At 71.9% G+C, this 17,813-nt stretch carries 17 protein-coding genes; 5 read left to right on the top strand and 12 right to left on the bottom strand.

Going from position 1 to position 17,813, the window contains the following annotated elements; translation table 11 throughout:
* Position 1: 1 nt before the first annotated feature.
* From ACIBVL_RS10375 to ACIBVL_RS10350, 6 genes are all read right to left on the bottom strand, one after another.
* Positions 2 to 487 carry a DUF3180 domain-containing protein gene (locus tag ACIBVL_RS10375; RefSeq protein ID WP_399095099.1) on the bottom strand — a complete coding sequence of 162 codons (486 nt, stop codon included), beginning with the start codon at positions 485 to 487 and terminating at the stop codon, positions 2 to 4.
* A 68-nt stretch (positions 488 to 555) separates the two neighbouring features.
* Complete coding sequence (gene folK / locus ACIBVL_RS10370) at positions 556 to 1,167, bottom strand: 2-amino-4-hydroxy-6-hydroxymethyldihydropteridine diphosphokinase (protein WP_399095096.1); 612 nt, start codon at positions 1,165 to 1,167, stop codon at positions 556 to 558.
* Complete coding sequence (folB, locus tag ACIBVL_RS10365; protein WP_399095093.1) at positions 1,164 to 1,523, bottom strand: dihydroneopterin aldolase; 360 nt, start codon at positions 1,521 to 1,523, stop codon at positions 1,164 to 1,166. The genes folK and folB overlap by 4 nt, the downstream gene beginning before the upstream one ends.
* A gap of 250 nt (positions 1,524 to 1,773) precedes the next feature.
* On the bottom strand, positions 1,774 to 2,286 hold the full coding sequence (locus ACIBVL_RS10360; RefSeq protein ID WP_399095090.1) for a nuclear transport factor 2 family protein: 513 nt from the start codon (positions 2,284 to 2,286) through the stop codon (positions 1,774 to 1,776).
* Positions 2,283 to 3,185, bottom strand: coding sequence for a dihydropteroate synthase (folP, locus tag ACIBVL_RS10355; protein ID WP_399095087.1), 903 nt, complete (start codon positions 3,183 to 3,185; stop codon positions 2,283 to 2,285). Before folP ends, ACIBVL_RS10360 begins: the two co-directional genes overlap by 4 nt.
* A 166-nt stretch (positions 3,186 to 3,351) precedes the next feature.
* Positions 3,352 to 5,166, bottom strand: coding sequence for a phosphatidylglycerol lysyltransferase domain-containing protein (locus tag ACIBVL_RS10350; RefSeq protein ID WP_399095084.1), 1,815 nt, complete (start codon positions 5,164 to 5,166; stop codon positions 3,352 to 3,354).
* A gap of 236 nt (positions 5,167 to 5,402) precedes the next feature.
* Here ACIBVL_RS10350 and ACIBVL_RS10345 point away from each other — a divergent pair, with 236 nt between their 5' ends.
* Together ACIBVL_RS10345 and ACIBVL_RS10340 are read left to right on the top strand one after the other, a co-directional pair.
* Positions 5,403 to 6,521: an alpha/beta hydrolase gene (locus tag ACIBVL_RS10345; protein WP_399095081.1), complete on the top strand. Its 1,119-nt coding sequence runs from the start codon at positions 5,403 to 5,405 to the stop codon at positions 6,519 to 6,521.
* Between the two features lie 109 nt (positions 6,522 to 6,630).
* Positions 6,631 to 7,956 (top strand): hypothetical protein, encoded by a 1,326-nt coding sequence (locus tag ACIBVL_RS10340; protein WP_399095078.1) that lies wholly within the window; start codon positions 6,631 to 6,633, stop codon positions 7,954 to 7,956.
* A gap of 98 nt (positions 7,957 to 8,054) precedes the next feature.
* On the opposite strand, the gene ACIBVL_RS10335 is transcribed toward ACIBVL_RS10340, so the two are convergent.
* Together ACIBVL_RS10335 and ACIBVL_RS10330 are read right to left on the bottom strand one after the other, a co-directional pair.
* Positions 8,055 to 9,398 (bottom strand): PH domain-containing protein, encoded by a 1,344-nt coding sequence (locus ACIBVL_RS10335; protein ID WP_399095075.1) that lies wholly within the window; start codon positions 9,396 to 9,398, stop codon positions 8,055 to 8,057.
* Positions 9,395 to 9,940 (bottom strand): PH domain-containing protein, encoded by a 546-nt coding sequence (locus ACIBVL_RS10330; protein WP_399095072.1) that lies wholly within the window; start codon positions 9,938 to 9,940, stop codon positions 9,395 to 9,397. The genes ACIBVL_RS10335 and ACIBVL_RS10330 overlap by 4 nt, the downstream gene beginning before the upstream one ends.
* A 31-nt stretch (positions 9,941 to 9,971) precedes the next feature.
* Between ACIBVL_RS10330 and ACIBVL_RS10325 the strand changes: the two genes are divergently transcribed.
* A complete protein-coding gene (locus ACIBVL_RS10325; protein WP_399095069.1) occupies positions 9,972 to 11,123 on the top strand; it encodes an NADH-quinone oxidoreductase subunit D in 1,152 nt (383 codons plus the stop codon).
* 32 nt (positions 11,124 to 11,155) lie between these two features.
* Here ACIBVL_RS10325 and ACIBVL_RS10320 read toward each other — a convergent pair whose 3' ends face one another.
* Entirely contained in the window at positions 11,156 to 12,196 is a 1,041-nt protein-coding gene (locus ACIBVL_RS10320; protein ID WP_399097165.1) for an SAM-dependent methyltransferase, read from the bottom strand.
* Between the two features lie 130 nt (positions 12,197 to 12,326).
* Here ACIBVL_RS10320 and ACIBVL_RS10315 point away from each other — a divergent pair, with 130 nt between their 5' ends.
* Positions 12,327 to 13,529, top strand: a complete 1,203-nt coding sequence (locus ACIBVL_RS10315) for a sensor histidine kinase (protein ID WP_399095066.1) — start codon at positions 12,327 to 12,329, stop codon at positions 13,527 to 13,529.
* Positions 13,530 to 13,610: 81 nt separating this feature from the next.
* Positions 13,611 to 14,282 carry a response regulator gene (locus tag ACIBVL_RS10310; protein ID WP_399095063.1) on the top strand — a complete coding sequence of 224 codons (672 nt, stop codon included), beginning with the start codon at positions 13,611 to 13,613 and terminating at the stop codon, positions 14,280 to 14,282.
* Positions 14,283 to 14,518: 236 nt separating this feature from the next.
* On the opposite strand, the gene ACIBVL_RS10305 is transcribed toward ACIBVL_RS10310, so the two are convergent.
* The 3 genes from ACIBVL_RS10305 to ACIBVL_RS10295 are packed head-to-tail and all read right to left on the bottom strand — an operon-like array spanning position 14,519 to position 17,555.
* Entirely contained in the window at positions 14,519 to 15,505 is a 987-nt protein-coding gene (locus tag ACIBVL_RS10305) for an aldo/keto reductase (RefSeq protein WP_399095060.1), read from the bottom strand.
* A gap of 48 nt (positions 15,506 to 15,553) precedes the next feature.
* A complete protein-coding gene (locus ACIBVL_RS10300; protein WP_399095057.1) occupies positions 15,554 to 16,330 on the bottom strand; it encodes a thioesterase II family protein in 777 nt (258 codons plus the stop codon).
* A gap of 7 nt (positions 16,331 to 16,337) precedes the next feature.
* Complete coding sequence (locus tag ACIBVL_RS10295) at positions 16,338 to 17,555, bottom strand: cytochrome P450 (protein WP_399095054.1); 1,218 nt, start codon at positions 17,553 to 17,555, stop codon at positions 16,338 to 16,340.
* Between the last annotated feature and the right edge of the window lie 258 nt (positions 17,556 to 17,813).

Raw genomic sequence — 17,813 nt, 5'->3', positions numbered from 1 at the left:
GTCACGCCGGTGAGGTGGCTCCCTTGTCGTGGTCGTCGTCCTCCGGGAGCTTGCAGACGCGCTCCAGGAAGAGAGCCGCTGCTATGACCCCGATGCCTGCCAGGACCGAGAAGCCGGCGTAGATGGCCTGGTCGCGGCGGGCGGGGATGTCGAGGGATTCCAGGAGGAAGACGCCGGCGCCGCCGTACATGCCGGCGACCAGGGCGGCGACCAGGGCGCTGGCCTGGCCGAAGACGACCGCGCGGGCGGCCATGAGGGGGTCCACGCCCTTGGCCTCGGGGCGGCGCTCGCGCTGGGCCTTGAGGCGGGCGCGCAGGGAGAGTGCCGTGGCCAGCAGGATCACGGCGATCACGGCCAGGACGATGGGGGCGGCCAGGGGGACGCTGGGAAGTGTCCCGATCGAGTTCCAGAGGCGGGCGCCCGCCCAGGACAGGACGCCGGCCACGATGAACACGCCGGCCAGCACCCTGATACGCAGCTCTCTCACGGTGTCCCTTCAGCTCCCCCGGGTTCCGCAGGTCCTCCCGCGGACAGTGGTCGTCTTGACCTTAACGACTACTCGGGCAGGTGGAGTTCCAGGTCCTTGCGGGGCACCACACCCTCACGGGTGACCGTGTCGAGGAGTTCGGCGACCGGGCCGCGGCCGGGCAGCTGGGCCTCGGGTTCCACGTCGTGCCAGGGCGCGAGGACGAAGGCGCGTTCGTGGGCGCGGGGGTGGGGGAGGGTGAGATGTGGGTCGTCGTCGATGACGTCTGCGTACGCCACGATGTCGACGTCGAGGGTGCGGGCCCCCCAGCGCTCGTCCCGGACGCGGTGGAAGGCCTCCTCGACCGCGTGGGCGCGCTCCAGGAGCGAGGACGGGGGCAGGGTCGTCTTGAGGACGACGACCGCGTTGAAGTACGAGGGCTGGCTGCCGGGCTCGACGCCCCACGGCTCCGTCTCGTACACGGGGGAGACGGCCTTGATGCGGACGCCCGGGGTGTCCTCCAGGGCGTCGATGGCCCCCTGGAGGGTCTCCAGGCGGTTGCCGAGGTTCGCGCCGAGGGAGATCACCGCGCGTTTCGGGTTGTGGAGGGTCGTGTCGGCGGCGTCCACCTGCTGCACGACGGAGGCGGGTACCGGCTGTACGATCGGGTCGCTGTGACCCTCGGTGAAGGACGCGGTCATACTCGGCTCCGGGTGATGGTGACGGTCACGTCGTCGAAGGGGACGGTGATCGGCGCGTCCGGCTTGTGGACCACGACCTCGACCTCTTGTACCCCCTCGTGCTTCAGACAGGCCTGGGCGATGCGCTCGGCGAGCGTCTCGATGAGGTTCACCGGCTCGCCCCCCACCACGGCCACGACCTCCTCCGCCACGATGCCGTAGTGCACGGTCTTCGCCAGATCGTCGTCGGCGGCGGCCGGCCGGGTGTCCAGGCCGAGGACGAGGTCCACGACGAAGGTCTGGCCCTCTGCCCGTTCCTCGGGGAACACACCGTGGTAACCGCGGGCCTTCAGGCCGCGCAGCGCGACACGATCCACGCGAATCACTCCTGCAATCGTCGGTTGCGGCGGCCGGTCCGTACCGAGTGCGGGCGGCACCCCGGCCTCGAATGAATCTACCCGCGAGCCCTGACAGGCCCGGGCCGCGGGCGCCGTGGCCCCGGTCCGAGCCGGATTTTTCACCCGGCGTTTGCCCAGGGGAACCCGGCGGCTCACGGGCTGGTAGCCGCCCCTACCCACGGGTTCGTGATTCCAACCACTTCTTGGGGCGGGAGGGGGACGCCCGCGATCAGGAGGGGGTGTCCTCCTCCTCCTCGGTCCCCTCCTCGCCGGTCTCGGCCAGGACGGGGGAGGCGTGGTGCGACCACAGCTTCCAGCCGTCGGAGGTGCGGCGGAACACGTTCGTGGCGACCACCAGCTGGCCCACGAGCGGCCCGAGCTCCTCGCCGGCGCGTGGGGCGGGGCCGCCGCTGAGGATGTTCTCCGTGCAGGTGACCAGGGCGGTGTCGCCGGTGACGGAGACGTGCACATCGGTCAGGAAGAACTGGATGTAGTCGGTGTTCGCCATGATCAGCGCGTAGGAGCGCAGGACCTCGCCGCGTCCGGTGAGCACCGGCCAGCCGGGGTGCACGCAGGAGATCACGCCGGTGTCGGCCGGATCGTGGTACTCCTCGTCGACGCCCAGGTCGGACGGGGTGAGCCAGAGCGAGGACACACCCTCGAAGTCGCCCTGTTCCAGTGCCTCGTAGAAGGCGGTGTTGGCGGCCTCGACCTGCTCGACATCGGTGTGGGGGGCGCTCACCGGGCTCCTTCTCCGGCGCGGGCGCTCTCTCCGGTTTCCGCGCGCGCCCCTTCCACGGCGCGCGCGACCCGTACCGCGTCCGCCGTAGCGCGCACCTCGTGCACGCGCACCGCCCATGCGCCGGTGTGCGCCGCGAGCGCGGAGACGGCGGCCGTGGCGGCGTCGCGCTCACGCGCGGGCGGGGGCGCGCCCTCGGGGCCGGCCAGGACACGGCCCAGGAACCGCTTGCGGGAGGCGGCGACGAGCAGCGGGTGTCCCAGGGTGTGCAGCCGGTCGAGGTGGGCGAGCAGGGAGAGGTCGTGGTCGGCCCCCTTGGAGAAGCCGAGGCCGGGGTCGACGACGATGCGGTCGGCGGAGACGCCGCCCGCGAGAACGGCTTCCACGCGCGCGTGGAGTTCGTCGACGACTTCCCGGACGACGTCGTCGTAGACGCCCTTGACGTTGCCGCCCTCCAGGAAGCCGCGCCAGTGCATGACGACGAAGGGGGCGCCCGTGTCCGCCACGACGGGGATCATCTCGGGGTCGGCGAGGCCGCCGCTGACGTCGTTGACGAGGGCGGCGCCGGCGGCGAGGGCCTGGGCGGCGACGCAGGCGCGCATCGTGTCGACGGAGACGACGACGCCCTCGGAGGCGAGGCCGCGGACGACGGGGATGACCCGGCGGAGTTCCTCGGCCTCGTCGACGCGGGTGGCGCCGGGGCGGGTCGACTCACCGCCGACGTCGACGAGGTCGGCGCCCTCGGCGACGAGCTGGAGGCCGTGTTTGACGGCGGCCGTCGTGTCGAACCAGCGGCCGCCGTCGGAGAAGGAGTCGGGCGTCACATTGACGACTCCCATGACCGCGCAGCGGTCCCATTCCGGAAGGCCGGCGACGCGCCCGCGTCCGCTCTGCTTGCTCATACGTTCAGCGTAGGCCCAGGAGGGTGCCGGGACGCGGGGCGGCCCGGGGCCGCAAGCCCCCGGGGCTGGGCGGGGCCTGCGGTGCGGGCCGGTCCGGGAGGGGTCCGCGGCCGGAGCGTGTCGCGACAGTGGCGTCCGGCCGGCGACGCCACCGTCGCGTCAGGCTCTACGCGGCTCGTACGTCCTGTCGCTCCGTCAGCGTGTGGGCACACGCGCGGGCCGGCCTGGAGCGGCGGCGCAGGAAGCCCGGCAGGGGGAGGGCGAGGTCGACGAAGCCCTCGGCCTGCATGGCGGCGAAGCCGATGCGGGGCAGGTCGCCGGAGGCCCGGTAGACGACGAAGCGGGGCTCCCAGCGCGGCTGGAACTTGGCGTTGAACTTGTAGAGCGACTCGATCTGGAACCAGCGCGAGAGGAAGACGAGCAGTCCGCGCCAGGCGCGCAGCACCGGTCCCGCACCGATCTTCTCGCCGCGGGCCAGCGCGGAGCGGAACATCGCGAAGTTCAGCGACACGCGCGTGATGCCGAACTTCGGGGCCGCCTGGAGGGCGGCGACGATCAGCAGCTCGTTCATGCCCGGGTCGGCCGAGCGGTCGCGGCGCATGAGGTCCAGGGAGGCGCCGTCGGTGCCCCAGGGCACGAAGTGCAGGATGGCCTTCAGGTCGCCGTACGCGCCCGGCACCTCGTCGGCCTTGTGGGCGGTGGCGATGAGGCAGTCGCCGTCGGCGGGGTCGCCCACGCGGCCCAGCGCCATGGAGAATCCGCGCTCGGTGTCGGTGCCGCGCCAGTCCTCCGCGGCGCGCCGGATGCGTTCCAGTTCGGCCTCGCCGAGGTCACGGACACGACGTACCCGGGTTTCGTAACCGGCGCGCTCGATGCGCTTGACCATCTGACGCACGTTGCGCATCGCGCGGCCGGAGAGCGAGAAATCCGCGACGTCCACCACCGCCTCGTCGCCCAGTTCGAGGGCGTCGAGGCCGGTCTCGCGGGTCCAGACCTCGCCGCCGGTCTCCGAGCAGCCCATGACGGCGGGCGTCCAGGAGTGGGCCTTGGCCTCGTCCATGAAGCGTTCGATGGCGCCGGGCCAGGCCTCGACGTCGCCGATGGGGTCGCCGCTGGCCAGCATCACGCCGGAGACGACGCGGTAGGTCACCGCTGCCTTGCCGCTGGGGGAGAAGACGACGGCCTTGTCGCGGCGCAGCGCGAAGTGGCCGAGGGAGTCGCGTCCGCCGTGCTTGTCCAGCAGGGCACGCAGGCGTGCCTCGTCCTCCTCGGTGAGGCGGGCGGCCGGGTGTTCGGGCCGGAAGGCGAGGTAGATGGTCGTGACCGCGGTGATCCAGCCGAGGGCGCCCAGGGAGAAGGCGACGGTCCAGGAGGTGCTGCCCTGGTAGTCGACCGGGCCCTCGAAGCCGAGGAGGCCGTACAGGACGTGCGTAATGCGATCGGCCAGGCTCGGGTCGCCGATCATGCGCCGCGGGTGGACGCTGACGATGACCAGCCCGAGGACGAGGGAACCGGCGCCCATGAGGACGAAGTTGGCGAGCGCGCGCCAGCGGCTGCGCGGGTCGGGCAGCGCCGCGAACTGGTCGCGGTGGAGCACCAGCGGCACCAGGAGCGCGAGCGAGATGAGCGCGCCCACGATCGAGTGGCGGTACACGAACTGCGCGACCGCGCCCGCCGGGAGCAGCACCACCGCGGCCCGCCAGGCGCGCCGCTTGGAGCGCTTGAGGCCGTGGGCGAGCAGGAGCAGCAGGACGCCGGCGCTGAGCGAGAGCGCGGCCGCGAACGGGCCGAACGAGCCGGGCAGCACCTCGGCGAGGGTGTGCATACGGCTCTGCCGGAACCGCGGGAAGATGCCCGCGGCGACGTCGAGCAGGCCCACGAGGGCACAGGCTCTGCCGACGAGCGCGGGTACGGCCTCGGGGCGCGGACCTCGCACTATCCGCAGCACCCGGCTTGATCGGTTGGGAACCCCGCCCGACATTTCCTCATCTTCCCTGACAGACATCGCATCCCGTTGTTCCGCGAGAGACCTTGGATCCGGGCCCGATTCGGGCATCCGGCGACATTGCGCCCTCTAGGACGGTGTCTCGGGGGGAGAGGTTCACTCGTCTCTTCAAAGCCGCTGAAAAGGCCAGGGAAAGTCCGGGACAAGCCCTCGCGAAGGAGCCGGGGGGAACGGGCATGCGCCCGGACGGAGAGCAGGCAGGAAACCACCGCATGGGTCTCACGAGCACCACAGTGCTGTCGCTGTCAGTGTTGTTCGCCTTACTGCTGTTCGTCGGCACGGTGTGGCTGTGGCCGCGTCTGTCCCGGCGAACCTGGCGGGCCGTCGGCGGGCGGGTCGGCCTGCTGCTGTCCACACAGTTGGCACTCTTCTTGTCGGTGGGACTCTCCGCCAACCAGGCCTTCGGGTTCTACGCCAGCTGGGCGGACCTGTTCGGCCGGGAGACGGAGCAGGGTGTGGTCGTCGACCACACGGCGAACGGCGCCCCGGCGGGGCCGCTGCGGGTCGTCGACACCCGGCGGGTGGACGGCGGCGGACGGCCGCGGTACGGGGGGCAGATCGAGAAGGTGGTCCTCGACGGCGCTACGACGCACATCGCCACGCCCGCGTACGTGTACCTGCCGCCGGAGTACTTCGACCCCGAGAACCGCACGCGGACGTTCCCCGCGGCGGTCGTGCTCACGGGCTACCCCGGTACGGCGGAGGCGCTCGTCGACAAGCTGCACTACCCGCGCACCGCGCGGCAGCTCGCCAGGGACGGGCGGATGCAGCCGATGATCCTGGTGATGCTGCGGCCGACGGTGGCACCGCCGCGGGACACGGAGTGCGTGGACATCCCGGGCGGACCGCAGACCGAGTCGTTCTTCGCCAAGGATCTGCCGGACGCCGTCACGGCCCACTACAGGGTGGGGAAGAAGCCGGGGAGCTGGGGCGTGATCGGGGACTCCACGGGCGGTTACTGCGCGCTGAAACTCGCGATGCACCACCCGGAGGTGTACGCGGCGGGCGCGGGCCTGTCGGCGTACTACAAGGCGCCGACGGATCCGACCACCGGCGACCTCTTCCACGGGAACGACACCCTGCGCCTGGAGGCCGATCTGCACTGGTATCTGAAGAATCGTTCCGCCCCCGACACTTCCCTGCTCGTCACGAGCAGCAAAGTTGGAGAATCCAACTACAGGGCCACGCTGAAGTTCATAGACCTGGCGAAGGCCACGAACACGACCGGGATCTCGTCGATCATCCTCGAAAGCGGCGGGCACAACTTCAACACCTGGCGACGGGAGATCCCGCCCACCCTGCAGTGGATCAGCGGGCGCCTGAGTAATTGATCTTGTTTCTCGACCGCCTGAGAAGACCTGTGCTGTGAAATCTTCGGTATGGCTGTGTTTTTACGGGGCGGTGCGCCAACATTCGCCTACGCGCGGTAAGTTTCTGGCCATGCCACGTGGACGTCACCGCCATTCCCCGCCTTTGCACAGGCTGCTGCCTCCCTCGGCGATCGCAGGCGTCTCCCTCAGCTGTGCCTTCGGTCCCTGGGTGTTCTCGGATACCGGCGTGCTGCGTGTCGTCGCCGCGGTCGCGGCGGCCACCGCGGTCGTCGGGGCGGCCGTCCTGCGCCGCTGGGACATGCAGGCCGGCAAACAGGTCGCCGACCTCACGCGCGCGCGTGCGAGCGATGAATGGCGCTTCGAGGAACGCGTCGCCGAACTCGAGACCGACCTCGACGAGTCGCGTGAGCTGCGCGCCAAGCTCGAGCAGCGGCTGCGCGCCAAGCGCGCCGAGCTGGCCGGCCTGCGCAACGAGCACGCCGCGCTGCTGCGCCGCTACGCCACGGCGGAGACCGAGCGGGCGAGCGCCCTGGAGGGCCGCCGGCTGCTGGAGATGGAGACGACGACGGACGCGCCCGCGCTGCCCGCCGCGCGTGTGTCGGAGGAGCAGGAGAAGGGGCGGGAGGCCGCGGTCTCCGGCACGACCAGGACGACCGAGGCGACCGCGACCGACGAGTCGGTCGAGTCGGTCGCCGAAGCGCCCAAAGTGCCGGCGGTGTTCTCCCCGGAGGGCACGCGGCTGTTCGCGCGGGCGCAGGCGGCGCTGGTCAAGCTGGACCCGGACGCCGCCCCGGCCCCCCGGAGCGACGACTCCGCCGAGTCCACCGAGAAGGAGCCCGCGACGGTTTCCTCCGGTGAGGGTGCTGCCGCGGAGGCCGCTCAGGAGGACGAGGCCGAGGGGAAGCCCGAGGCGGTCGACGAGCACGCGCGCGCGACCGCCCCTCACCCGGCCGACGAGGAGAGCGAGGCGCCGGGGCAGGAGGCCGCTCCGGAAGTGGCGGAGGCCGCCGCCCAGGACGGCCGCAGGGCCGAGCCGGGCGAGGCGCCCCTCGCGGCGAGCCCCGCTGCCGGGTCCACCGCGCTGGTCCCCCGACCCGCCGCCCCCGTCCTGCGGCCCTCCGGGCACTTCACCGTGCCGACCGCCGTGGCCGTCGTACCCGCCGCCCAGCCGGTACGGCGTCCCGCGGCCGAGGGCGGGTTCGACTTCTTCGGTACGAAGAACGCGGCGCCGTCGGACGCCCTGGAGGCCGTGCAGAACGAGGACCTCGCCGACGTCGTCGGGCAGGAGGCGCTCGCGCTGCACAAGGCCGAGTCCGAGGCGGAGTTCAAGCCGGCGGGCGCGGAGGCGCGCGGTGTGGGCCAGGTGATCGACCTGACGGCGCACGACGAGACCGAGGTGATCGACCTCCAGGGACTGCGCAGCGCGGTTTCCTGACCGTCCGTCGGCTGACCGTCCCGTCGGCCGACGGTCCGGTTCCCACGGTCGGTTCCCGACCTCTCAGGGCCCGTCCGGCGGATCGCGCCGGGCGGGCCTCACGCCATCCAGCGGTCCGCAGTCGCGCCCCGGCGGCCGGTCCGGGAGCGTTCGGCCTGGGAGCGGAGCAACTCCTCGGCCTCCTGCACGTCTCTCAGGCGGGCCGTGACGGTCTTGTCGGCCCCCGTGTCCACATGGACGTCCGCGAGGCGCCAGAGGCGCTGCCAGGGCCCCTGCGTCAGCCGTACGCTCTGGACCTTGGCGTGCGGCACCAGCGCGAGGCTCCGGTGCAGCAGGCCGTGCCGGGTGGCGAACACCGCGTCGGTGACGGCGATCCCGTAGCCCCGCCACCACAGCGGCACACACCGCCCGGCCCGGCGCGGTGGGCGCGACAGCCCGGCCGCCGCGGGGACGGTCACCCCGGGCAGCACGCGCGCGACGACGGCCTCGGCGGCCGCGCGCGGGGCCACCGGCACGAGTACCGAGTTGGCCGAGCCCGCCACGTCCAGTTCCACGCGCACCCAGCCGCGCCGCCGCCACAGCAGCGGCTGCACGATCCGCACGGTCTGCACCCGCCCCGGCGGCACCGTCTCGTGCGTGCGGTCCAGCAGCCCGCGGTCGATGCGCAGTCCGTCCGGCGACTCGCCGACGGTCCAGTCGTACTCGCCGACGAACCGCCCGGCACTGCGCGCGCCCGCCGCGCCGAGCAGCGGCAGACCGGTCGCGAGGACCGTCACCACGCTGTGGGTGACCAGCCACAGAACGGGCGGAACGACGAGGGCGACGGCGACGGCGCCCCAGGTGGCTCCGGTCAGCACCATGGCGATCGCCAGGTCGCGGGCCGGCACGCGCAGCAGGTCGCGCGCCGGTGCCTCGCCCACCTCGTGCGCCGTCTCGGGCGCGAAACCGGCCGCCCGCGCGAGCAGTTCGGCCCGTAGCGCGCGTGCCTCGTCCTCGCCGAGGAAGGCCAGTTCGTCCTTCTTGTCGGCGCCGACGACGTCGAGCCGCAGTTTCGCGACACCCGCGATCCGCGCGAGCAGCGGCTGGGTGACGTCGATCGCCTGGATGCGTTCGAGCCGGATGTGGACCGTGCGCCGGAACAGCAGGCCGGTGCGTATGCGCAGCTCGTTGTCGGTCACCGCGAAGTGGGTGAACCACCAGCTCAGGAACCCGTACGCGGCCGCGACCGGGACCAGTGCGGCGAGCGCGATCAGCAGGGTCGTCGTGGTCAGCCGGGTGAGCTGTTCCTGTGCCTGGTGGGGGTCGTGCACCGCCCAGCCGACGAGCACCGCGACCGGCGCCCACGCCCGCCGGAACGGCGTCACGGGGTGCAGCCGCCGCTCGGTCACGGGCCGCCGCGGGCGTGCTTCGAGTACGCCGTGGTCGACGCCCGGCGCCGTCACAGTCCCGCCGATCGGGCCTCGCCGAGCTCGGTGAGACGGTCGCGCAGCCGTTCCGCCTCGGCCGGGTCCAGGCCCGGGATGGTCGCGTCGGTCGCCGCGGCCGCGGTGTGCAGCTGGACGCCGGCGAGGCCGAAGTGGCGCTTGACGGGACCGGAGGTCACCTCGACCAGCTGCATGCGCCCGTACGGCACGACGGTCTCCCCGCGCCACAGCACGCCCCGGCTGATCAGCAGGTCGTCGGCGCGCTCGGCGTAGCGCCAGGAGTGCCAGTTGCGGGCGAGGAGCACCCAGCCGAAGGCGATCCCGGTCAGCGGCAACAGCGCGAACGCGGCCCACGCGGGGCCGGCGAGCAGGCCGAGCAGCAGTCCGAGACCGACCGCCGCGAGCCCCAGGTACACCACCAGCAACAACCGCCGCATACGGAGCAGCCCCGGCGGCAGCCCGGTCCACACCGGTCCCTCGCCGGCCGTTTCCGGTCCGTCCCCGGCCGTTTCCGGTCCGGCCTCGGTCGTCCGCGCGCCCCCAGGGCTCCCCGTCTCCATGTGGTCAGCGTACGTAGGGGAGACTGGGTCCATGACTCCCACGACGGAGACCACGGTCGGGATCGGCGGTGCGGCGGAGAGCACCGACATGGTGCTCAACATCGGCCCCCAGCACCCCTCCACGCACGGCGTGCTGCGGCTGCGGCTGGTGCTGGACGGCGAGCGCATCCAGCACGCCGAGCCGGTGATCGGCTATATGCACCGGGGCGCGGAGAAGCTGTTCGAGGCGCGCGACTACCGGCAGATCGTCATGCTGGCCAACCGCCACGACTGGCTCTCGGCCTTCTCGAACGAGCTGGGCGTGGTCCTCGCCGTGGAGCGGATGCTCGGCATGGAGGTCCCCGAACGGGCGGTGTGGACGCGCACGCTGCTCGCGGAGCTGAACCGGGTGCTGAACCACCTGATGTTCCTGGGCTCGTATCCGCTGGAGCTGGGCGGCATCACGCCGGTCTTCTACGCGTTCCGTGAGCGCGAGGTGCTGCAGAACGTCATGGAGGAGGTCTCCGGCGGGCGGATGCACTACATGTTCAACCGGGTCGGCGGCCTCAAGGAGGACCTGCCGGCCGGATGGGCCGCACGCGCGCGCGGCGCGGTTTCCGCCGTGCGCTCGCGCATGGACGTCTTCGACGACCTCGTCCTCGGCAACGAGATCTTCCGGGGGCGCACGCGGGGCGTGGGCAGGCTCGCGCCGGAGGCCGTGCACGCGTACGGCGTGAGCGGGCCGATCGCGCGCGCCTCGGGCGTCGACTTCGACCTGCGCCGCGACGAGCCGTACCTGGCGTACGGGGAGCTGCGGGACACCCTTGAGGTGGTGACCCGGACCGAGGGCGACTGCCTCGCCCGCTTCGAGTGCCTCCTGGCGCAGACCCACAACGCGCTCGACCTCGCGGACGCCTGCCTGGACCGCCTCGCCGAGCTGCCGCCGGGGCCGATCAACCAGCGGCTCCCCAAGGTCCTCAAGGCGCCCGAGGGGCACACGTACGCGTGGACCGAGAACCCGCTCGGCATCAACGGCTACTACCTCGTCAGCAAGGGCGAGAAGACGCCGTACCGGCTGAAGCTGCGCTCGGCCTCCTACAACAACATCCAGGCCCTCACCGAACTGCTGCCGGGCACGCTGGTCGCGGACATGGTGGCGATCCTGGGGTCGCTGTTCTTCGTGGTCGGGGACATCGACAAGTAGGCCCTCACAAGCAGGTCCTCACAAGTAGGCCCTCAACCGAGTGGGTGGGGAATTCCCACCGGCTGGAGGAGCCAGCCGAAGTCGCCCAGTCCGCCCGGTGCGGTCAGCTCGGCGGCCTCGCCGGCGCTCGCCAGGGCGCGGACGTAGGCGGCGGGGTCCGTGGAGGCGAGCGCGAGCGGGGGGCGTGCGCCGGTGAGGCCCAGGACGTGCAGCGCGGTGCGTTGAGTCAGGGAGCGCGCCCCTGACTCCCCCGCCCCCGCCTCCGCGCAGGCGTCCAGTGCCACATGCGCCGTGATGTCGCACGAACCGTCCGGCACGGGTGCCGTCTCACGGCCCTCCCGGAAGCCGGTGAGCGTGCCGAACGGGGGGCGGGCGTCCGCCGTGTGGGCGTAGTCCACGGCCACCGCGAGGCCGCGCGCGACGGACGACACGGCGGACGCCCAGGCCGTGTCCCGGGGCAGTCCGATCTCCGCGCGCAGCCCCTCCTCGGCCGGCAGCGGCCACCATCGCGCCAGCCATTGCGCCTCCGCGCCGGAGACGGGCTCTCCGAGCCGCTCGGCGCCGTCGGCGCGGACGAGCACCAGGCGGGGCACGCCGGCGGAGTCGACCTCGGCCACCTCGACGGGCACGTTGTCGAGCCACTCGTTGGCGAACAGCAGCCCGGTGATGCCCTTCGGGGTCTCGGACAGCCACTCGATCCGGTGATCGAGGCCTTCGGGGCGGTCGGCGACCTCGACGGCGTACGCGCGCGTGCGGGCGGCCACCTCGGCGGGGAGCGCCGCGAGCACACCGGTGACCAGTTCGCCCCGTCCGGCGGCCATGTCGACGAAGTCGAGTTCCTCGGGCCGGCCCAGCGCCTCGTCCACGCGGCACAGCAGACGGGCGACGGCGTCGGCGAAGAGGGGGGACGCGTGCACGGACGTACGGAAGTGCCCGGCCGGGCCCTCGGAGCGCCGGTAGAAGCCGCCCCGGCCACCCGGGCCCCCCGTTCCGTACAGCGCCGCCCGGGTCGCCGCCCGCCAGCCGCGCCACTCGCCGCGGTCCGCGCGGGAGCCTGCGCCGGAGTCCGTCATCTCGTGCCTCACCCGGCCAGACTAGGCGTACAGGTGATCACGGTCTCCACCTTGCGGAGTACGCGCGCCGGGACCGGATCGGCCCTCCGGTTGACCCCTGCACGCACCGCACTTCCCTACGCTGGGTTACGTGCAGCGCCTCTATGACTTCCTCCGCAGACACCCGACCGGGGTCGACGCCTTCTGGGCCCTCGTCCTGTTCGGGATTTCCGCGGCGGCCGGAACCGCCGGCCAGGAGCGGGGAGGCACCGACTCCACGGCGGTGCTGGCCTCCGTCGCGGCCCTGTTGTGCCTGGTGATCGCGCTGCGCCGGCGCATGCCCGAGAAGATGCTGCTGCTGGCCGCCGCCGTCGGGCTGGCCCAGCTCGTGCTGGACGTCTCGGTCGTGGCCGCCGACTTCGCCCTGCTGGTGATCGTCTACACGGTCGCGGCGACGGGGGTTCGCTGGGCGTCCTGGATCGCGCTGGCCATGAGCCTGAGCGCGGCGGCCCTCGCGCAGGCGCGCTGGCCGCAGCATGGCGCGAGCGTGGCGGGCGCGGTCGTGCTCGTGATCTTCCAGACGGTGCCGTTCGCCCTCGCCTGGGTGCTCGGCGACTCGATACGCACCCGCCGCGCCTACTTCGCGCAGTTGGAGGAGCGCAACGCCCGCCTGGAGAAGGAGCGCGAGGCGCAGGCCAAGGTCGCGGTCGCCGCCGAGCGCGCCCGTATAGCCCGTGAGCTGCACGACGTCGTCGCGCACAACGTGTCGGTGATGGTGGTTCAGGCCGACGGTGCCGCCTACGTCCTGGACGCGGCGCCCGACCAGGCGAAGAAGGCCCTGGAGACGATCTCCTCCACCGGCCGCCAGGCCCTCGCGGAGATGCGCCGCCTGCTGGGTGTGCTGCGCACCGGCGAGCATCAGGAGGGCGGCGAGTACGTGCCGCAGCCGGACGTCGAGCAGATCGAGGACCTCGTCGAGCAGTGCCGTGGCTCGGGCCTGCCCGTGGACTTCAAGATCGAGGGCACCCCGCGGCAGCTGCCCAGCGGCGTCGAGCTCACCGCGTACCGGATCGTGCAGGAGGCGCTGACCAACACGCGCAAGCACGGCGGGCCGAACGCGGGTGCGAGCGTACGGCTGGTCTACTTCGACGACGGCCTCGGGCTGCTCGTCGAGGACGACGGCAAGGGCGCCCCGCACGAGCTGTACGAGGAGGGCGGTGCCGACGGCCAGGGGCATGGCCTGATCGGGATGCGCGAGCGGGTCGGCATGGTCGGCGGCACCCTGGACGCGGGCCCGCGTCCAGGCGGAGGATTCCGCATCAGCGCCCTGCTCCCGCTCAAACCGGCGCATTGACGCTTACGCACGCCTCTCGTTGACACCTGTCACGCCCCGGGGCACAGAGACACAGTGAACCGATCCACGGAAGAGGACCCGATGACGATCCGCGTGATGCTCGTCGACGACCAGGTGCTGCTGCGCACCGGGTTCCGGATGGTGCTCGCCGCCCAGCCGGACATGGAGGTCGTGGCGGAGGCGGGCGACGGCGTCGAGGCCCTGCAGGTGGTGCGTTCCACGGCCGTCGACGTCGTCCTGATGGACGTCCGTATGCCGAAGCTGGACGGGGTGGAGGCGACCCGGCGGATCTGTGCGGAGGCCCACCCGCCGAAGGTGCTGATCCTGACCACCTTCGACCTCGACGAGTACGCGTTCTCCGGGCTGAAGGCGGGGGCCTCCGGCTTCATGCTGAAGGACGTGCCGCCCGGCGAGCTCCTCGCCGCGATCCGCTCCGTGCACAGCGGTGACGCGGTGGTCGCGCCCTCCACCACCCGCCGCCTCCTCGACCGGTTCGCGCCGATGCTGCCCGCCACCGGCACACAGCCCCAGCACAAGGAGCTGGAGCGGCTCACCGAGCGCGAGCGCGAGGTCATGGTGCTGGTCGCCCAGGGGCTGTCCAACGGGGAGATCGCGGCCCGGCTGGTGCTGTCCGAGGCGACCGTCAAGACCCATGTGGGACGCATCCTGACCAAGCTGGGGCTGCGGGACCGGGTGCAGGTGGTGGTCCTGGCGTACGAGACCGGGCTGGTGCGGGCGGGTGGGCACGGCTGACCGGCCGTCGGAGGACTGCCGCAGTACCCCTTCAAGGAAGTCGCTGCCCAGGCGGGCCACCACCGTCACGTCGAGCTGGTGCAGGACGTAACGGCGGAGGGCACCACGGCGGTCCGCTCCGGCCGCGGCCCCGCGATGTCGATGCTGACGCTCGTGCCCTCATGGTGCACTCCGGCACCGACAGCGCCCCTCCCGATCGACGGCCGCCGTCGATCGAGAGGGCACGGGCGGCGGTCTCAGTTCACGCCGTCGAGCTTCGCGCGCTGCTCCGCGGTCAGCTCCAGGTCCACGGCCGCCAGACTGTCGTCGAGCTGCTCGACCGAGGACGCGCCGACCAGCGGCAGGATCGGGATGTCGCCGCCGATCAGCCAGGACAGTACGACCTGGTTGACGCTCGCGCCGGTCTCCTCGGCCACCTCGCGCACCGCCTGGAGACGGGGCTGCGTGCCCGCGTGTTCGAAGCCCGGGCCCAGCGGCTTGTCGTCGCGCACGTACGCCCCGGACAGCAGCGGGGAGTAGGCGACCTGGGTGAGGGAGGGGTTGGCACGGACGTAGCTGAGCAGGTCCGCGCTGACCAGGCCCTGGTTGCCGTCGGGCGAGCGCAGGCTGGGGATGTCGGCGCGCTGGCGCAGATAGCTGTGGTGGTGCTGGAGGACCTCGTAGCCGGGCAGCCCGGCGGCCTTGGCGAGGTTGCGGGCGGCCTCGATCCGCCAGGCCCAGTGGTTGCTGGCGCCGAGCAGACCGGCGACACCGTCGGCGACGACCTCGCCGAAGCCGGTGACGGTCTCCTCCAGCGGCGTCTTCTCGTCCATGATGTGCGCGTACAGCAGGTGGATGCGCTCGATGCCGAGCCGCTCCCTGCTGCGCTCGGCGGATTCCCGGATCGCCTTGGCCGAAAGTCCTTCCACGTCGAGGCTGAAACCGCTCGACGGGGCGTTCGGGCGGGCGCCGAGTTTCGTGGCGACGGTGATCTCGTCGCCGATGCCGCGGCTGCGGATCCAGCGGCCGAGCAGTTCCTCGCTTTCCCCGCCCTGCGTTCCGTTCACCCAGAACGCGTAGTTGTTGGACGTGTCGATGAAGGTGCCGCCCGCCTCGACGAAACGGTCGAGAATGGCGAAGGAGGTCGCTTCGTCGGTCACCGTTCCGAAGAGCATGGAACCGAGGCTCAGAACACTCACCTCGCGGCGGGTGGCCGGGTCGCTGCCGATGACGCGGTATTTCATGCGGGGTCCTCTTCAGAGCTTCGGAACTTCATGGCGAATCCGGAATCGCTAATTCCGGGTGAACAGTTTTCGGTCGCCCGTGGAATCGAGCGCCGTCGCGACGGTCTCCACGATCGCATCGAGATGCGGCACGAGAAAGAAGTGCCCGCCGTCGAACACGTGGAGCGCGAACTCCTCCGTCGTGTGCGTGGCCCAGGCCCGGGCCATGGGGGCGTCGACGCGCGGGTCGACGTCCCCGATGAACGCGGTGACGGGACAGTCGAGCGGGGGCGCGCCCCGGTAGCGGTAGGTCTCGGTGGCGACGTAGTCGCTGCGCACGGCGGGCAGGATCGCCGCGAGCAGCTCGGCGTTCTCCAGCATCCGGATGTCGGTGCCGCCCAGCAGCTTCATGTCGGCGATCAGCTTCTCGTCGCTCGCCAGGTGCACCGAGCCGGGCGCGGGGACGGAGGGCGCGCGCCGCCCGGACACGAACAGGGCGCTCGGGCGGGCCCCGGCGGCGTGCAGCCGGCTGCCCACCTCGAAGGCGAGCGTGGCTCCCATGCTGTGCCCGAACAGGGCGAACGGCTCCTCGGCCCATCCGGTGAGCTCGGCGGCGATCGTGTCGGCCAGCTCGTGCAGGTCCTCGACGCAGGGCTCGTGGAACCGCTCCTGGCGGCCCGGGTACTGCACGACCAGCACCTCGGCCCGGGGTGCGAGCCGCGCGGAGAACGGGTGGAAGAAGGAGGCGTTGCCGCCGGCGTGCGGGAGGACGAAGAGGCATACCGCACCCGGTTCGGCGGGGTGGAAGCGGCGCAGCCACGGGGTGGCCGGAGGGCTCACGGGCATGACCGCGTCACCCGGCGCGGCCGCGCGGACGCGCGGTGACGGGCACGTGCTTCCAGCCGGAGACGAAGTTGGAGGCGAGGCGTTCCGGCTTGCCGGCCGGCTGGAAGTCCTCGAAGCGGGTGAGGAGTTCCTCGAAGAGGATGCGCAGGGTGACCCGGGCCACGCTGTGCCCGATGCAGTAGTGCGGGCCGATGCCGAAGGCGATGTGCTTGTTGGGCTTGCGGCGGATGTCGAAGGTCCCCGCGTCGGGGAACACGGCCTCGTCGCGATTGGCGGAGCCGAGCCAGACGACCACCGCGTCACCCGCGCTGACCTTGGTGTTCCTGACCTCCACATCACGGGTGGCGTAGCGCAGGAAGTGGTTGACGGGCGAGGCCCAGCGCAGCGCCTCCTCGGTGGCCGAGGTGTTGAGCTCCGGGTGCGCGGCCCAGTCCTGCAGGACGCCCTTGTCGATGAACTCCGCCATCACGTAGTTGGGGGAGTGCGGGGTGGTGACGTTGGCGCCGAGCAGCAGGCTGTAGCAGTTCGCGACGATCTCGCCGGGGTCCATGTGGCGGCCCTCGAACTCGGTGGAGATCAGCACGCTCAGCAGGTCGTCGCCGAGGTTGCGGCGGCGGAAACGCATCAGGTCCTGGAAGTAGGCGAACAGGTCGCGGTGGGCCCGCTCCAGGGTGGCCGCCTTGCCGCCGGGGTCCTGGTACTCCGGGTCGTCGGCGGCGATGCAGATGGTGGTCAGCCGGCTGAGCCAGGGCCAGTCCGCCTCGGGCAGACCCATCATGGTGCCGGTCACGGACATCGGCATGGCCAGCATCGCCTCGGCGAAGTCGAACGTGCCGCCGTCGCCGAGCGGGGCGATCAGGTCGACGACCAGGGGTCTGATCATGTCCTTCTGCCGCTCGACGGCCTTCACCGCGAGGGCCTTCTTCAGGCGCGTCTGCATCTCGGTGTGGCGCGGCGGGTCGGTGACGGCGAGCTGCTTGCCGCCGGCCGGGTCGTCGGTGCCGAGGAGGTCGAGCATGGTGCCGCGCTCCGAGGTGAAGGTCGCGGTGTCGCGCAGGACGCGTTCGGCGTCGTCGAATCCGACGATGTTCCAGAACCCGCGCTTCTCGTCGACCTCCTGGCGCGTCAGGGTCTCCTGGGCGCGCATCCGCCGCCATACGGCGTGTGCGTCGCCGCCGCTGTACAGCCAGGGGTCGACGAGGTCGGCCGTCGCCCCCTGGTGCACGGGGCATCCGGAAATCGCTGCGTCGGGTAGGGCGGCGTCATGGACTTTCAAGGGGGTTGTCCTTTCGTCCGGTGGGGATGCCGCGGGCCAACGTACACGACTGGTGTCGGCTGAAGGTTAATTATTCGACCATCCGCTCGCGCTGTTCGCGTGAGCGCAATGAATTGGACACGTTTAGGCTTGAATTGATTTTTGGCCATCTGGCCAAAAAGGTGCCGCTAGGTTGCCGATCGCCAGGTCCGAAGGGGTGCGACACCT

This window comes from Streptomyces sp. NPDC049687, from assembly GCF_044465285.1.
GTDB lineage: Bacteria > Actinomycetota > Actinomycetes > Streptomycetales > Streptomycetaceae > Streptomyces.
The sequence above is the reverse complement of the archived record's forward strand: the minus strand, read 5'-3'. Positions and strand labels throughout refer to the sequence as shown.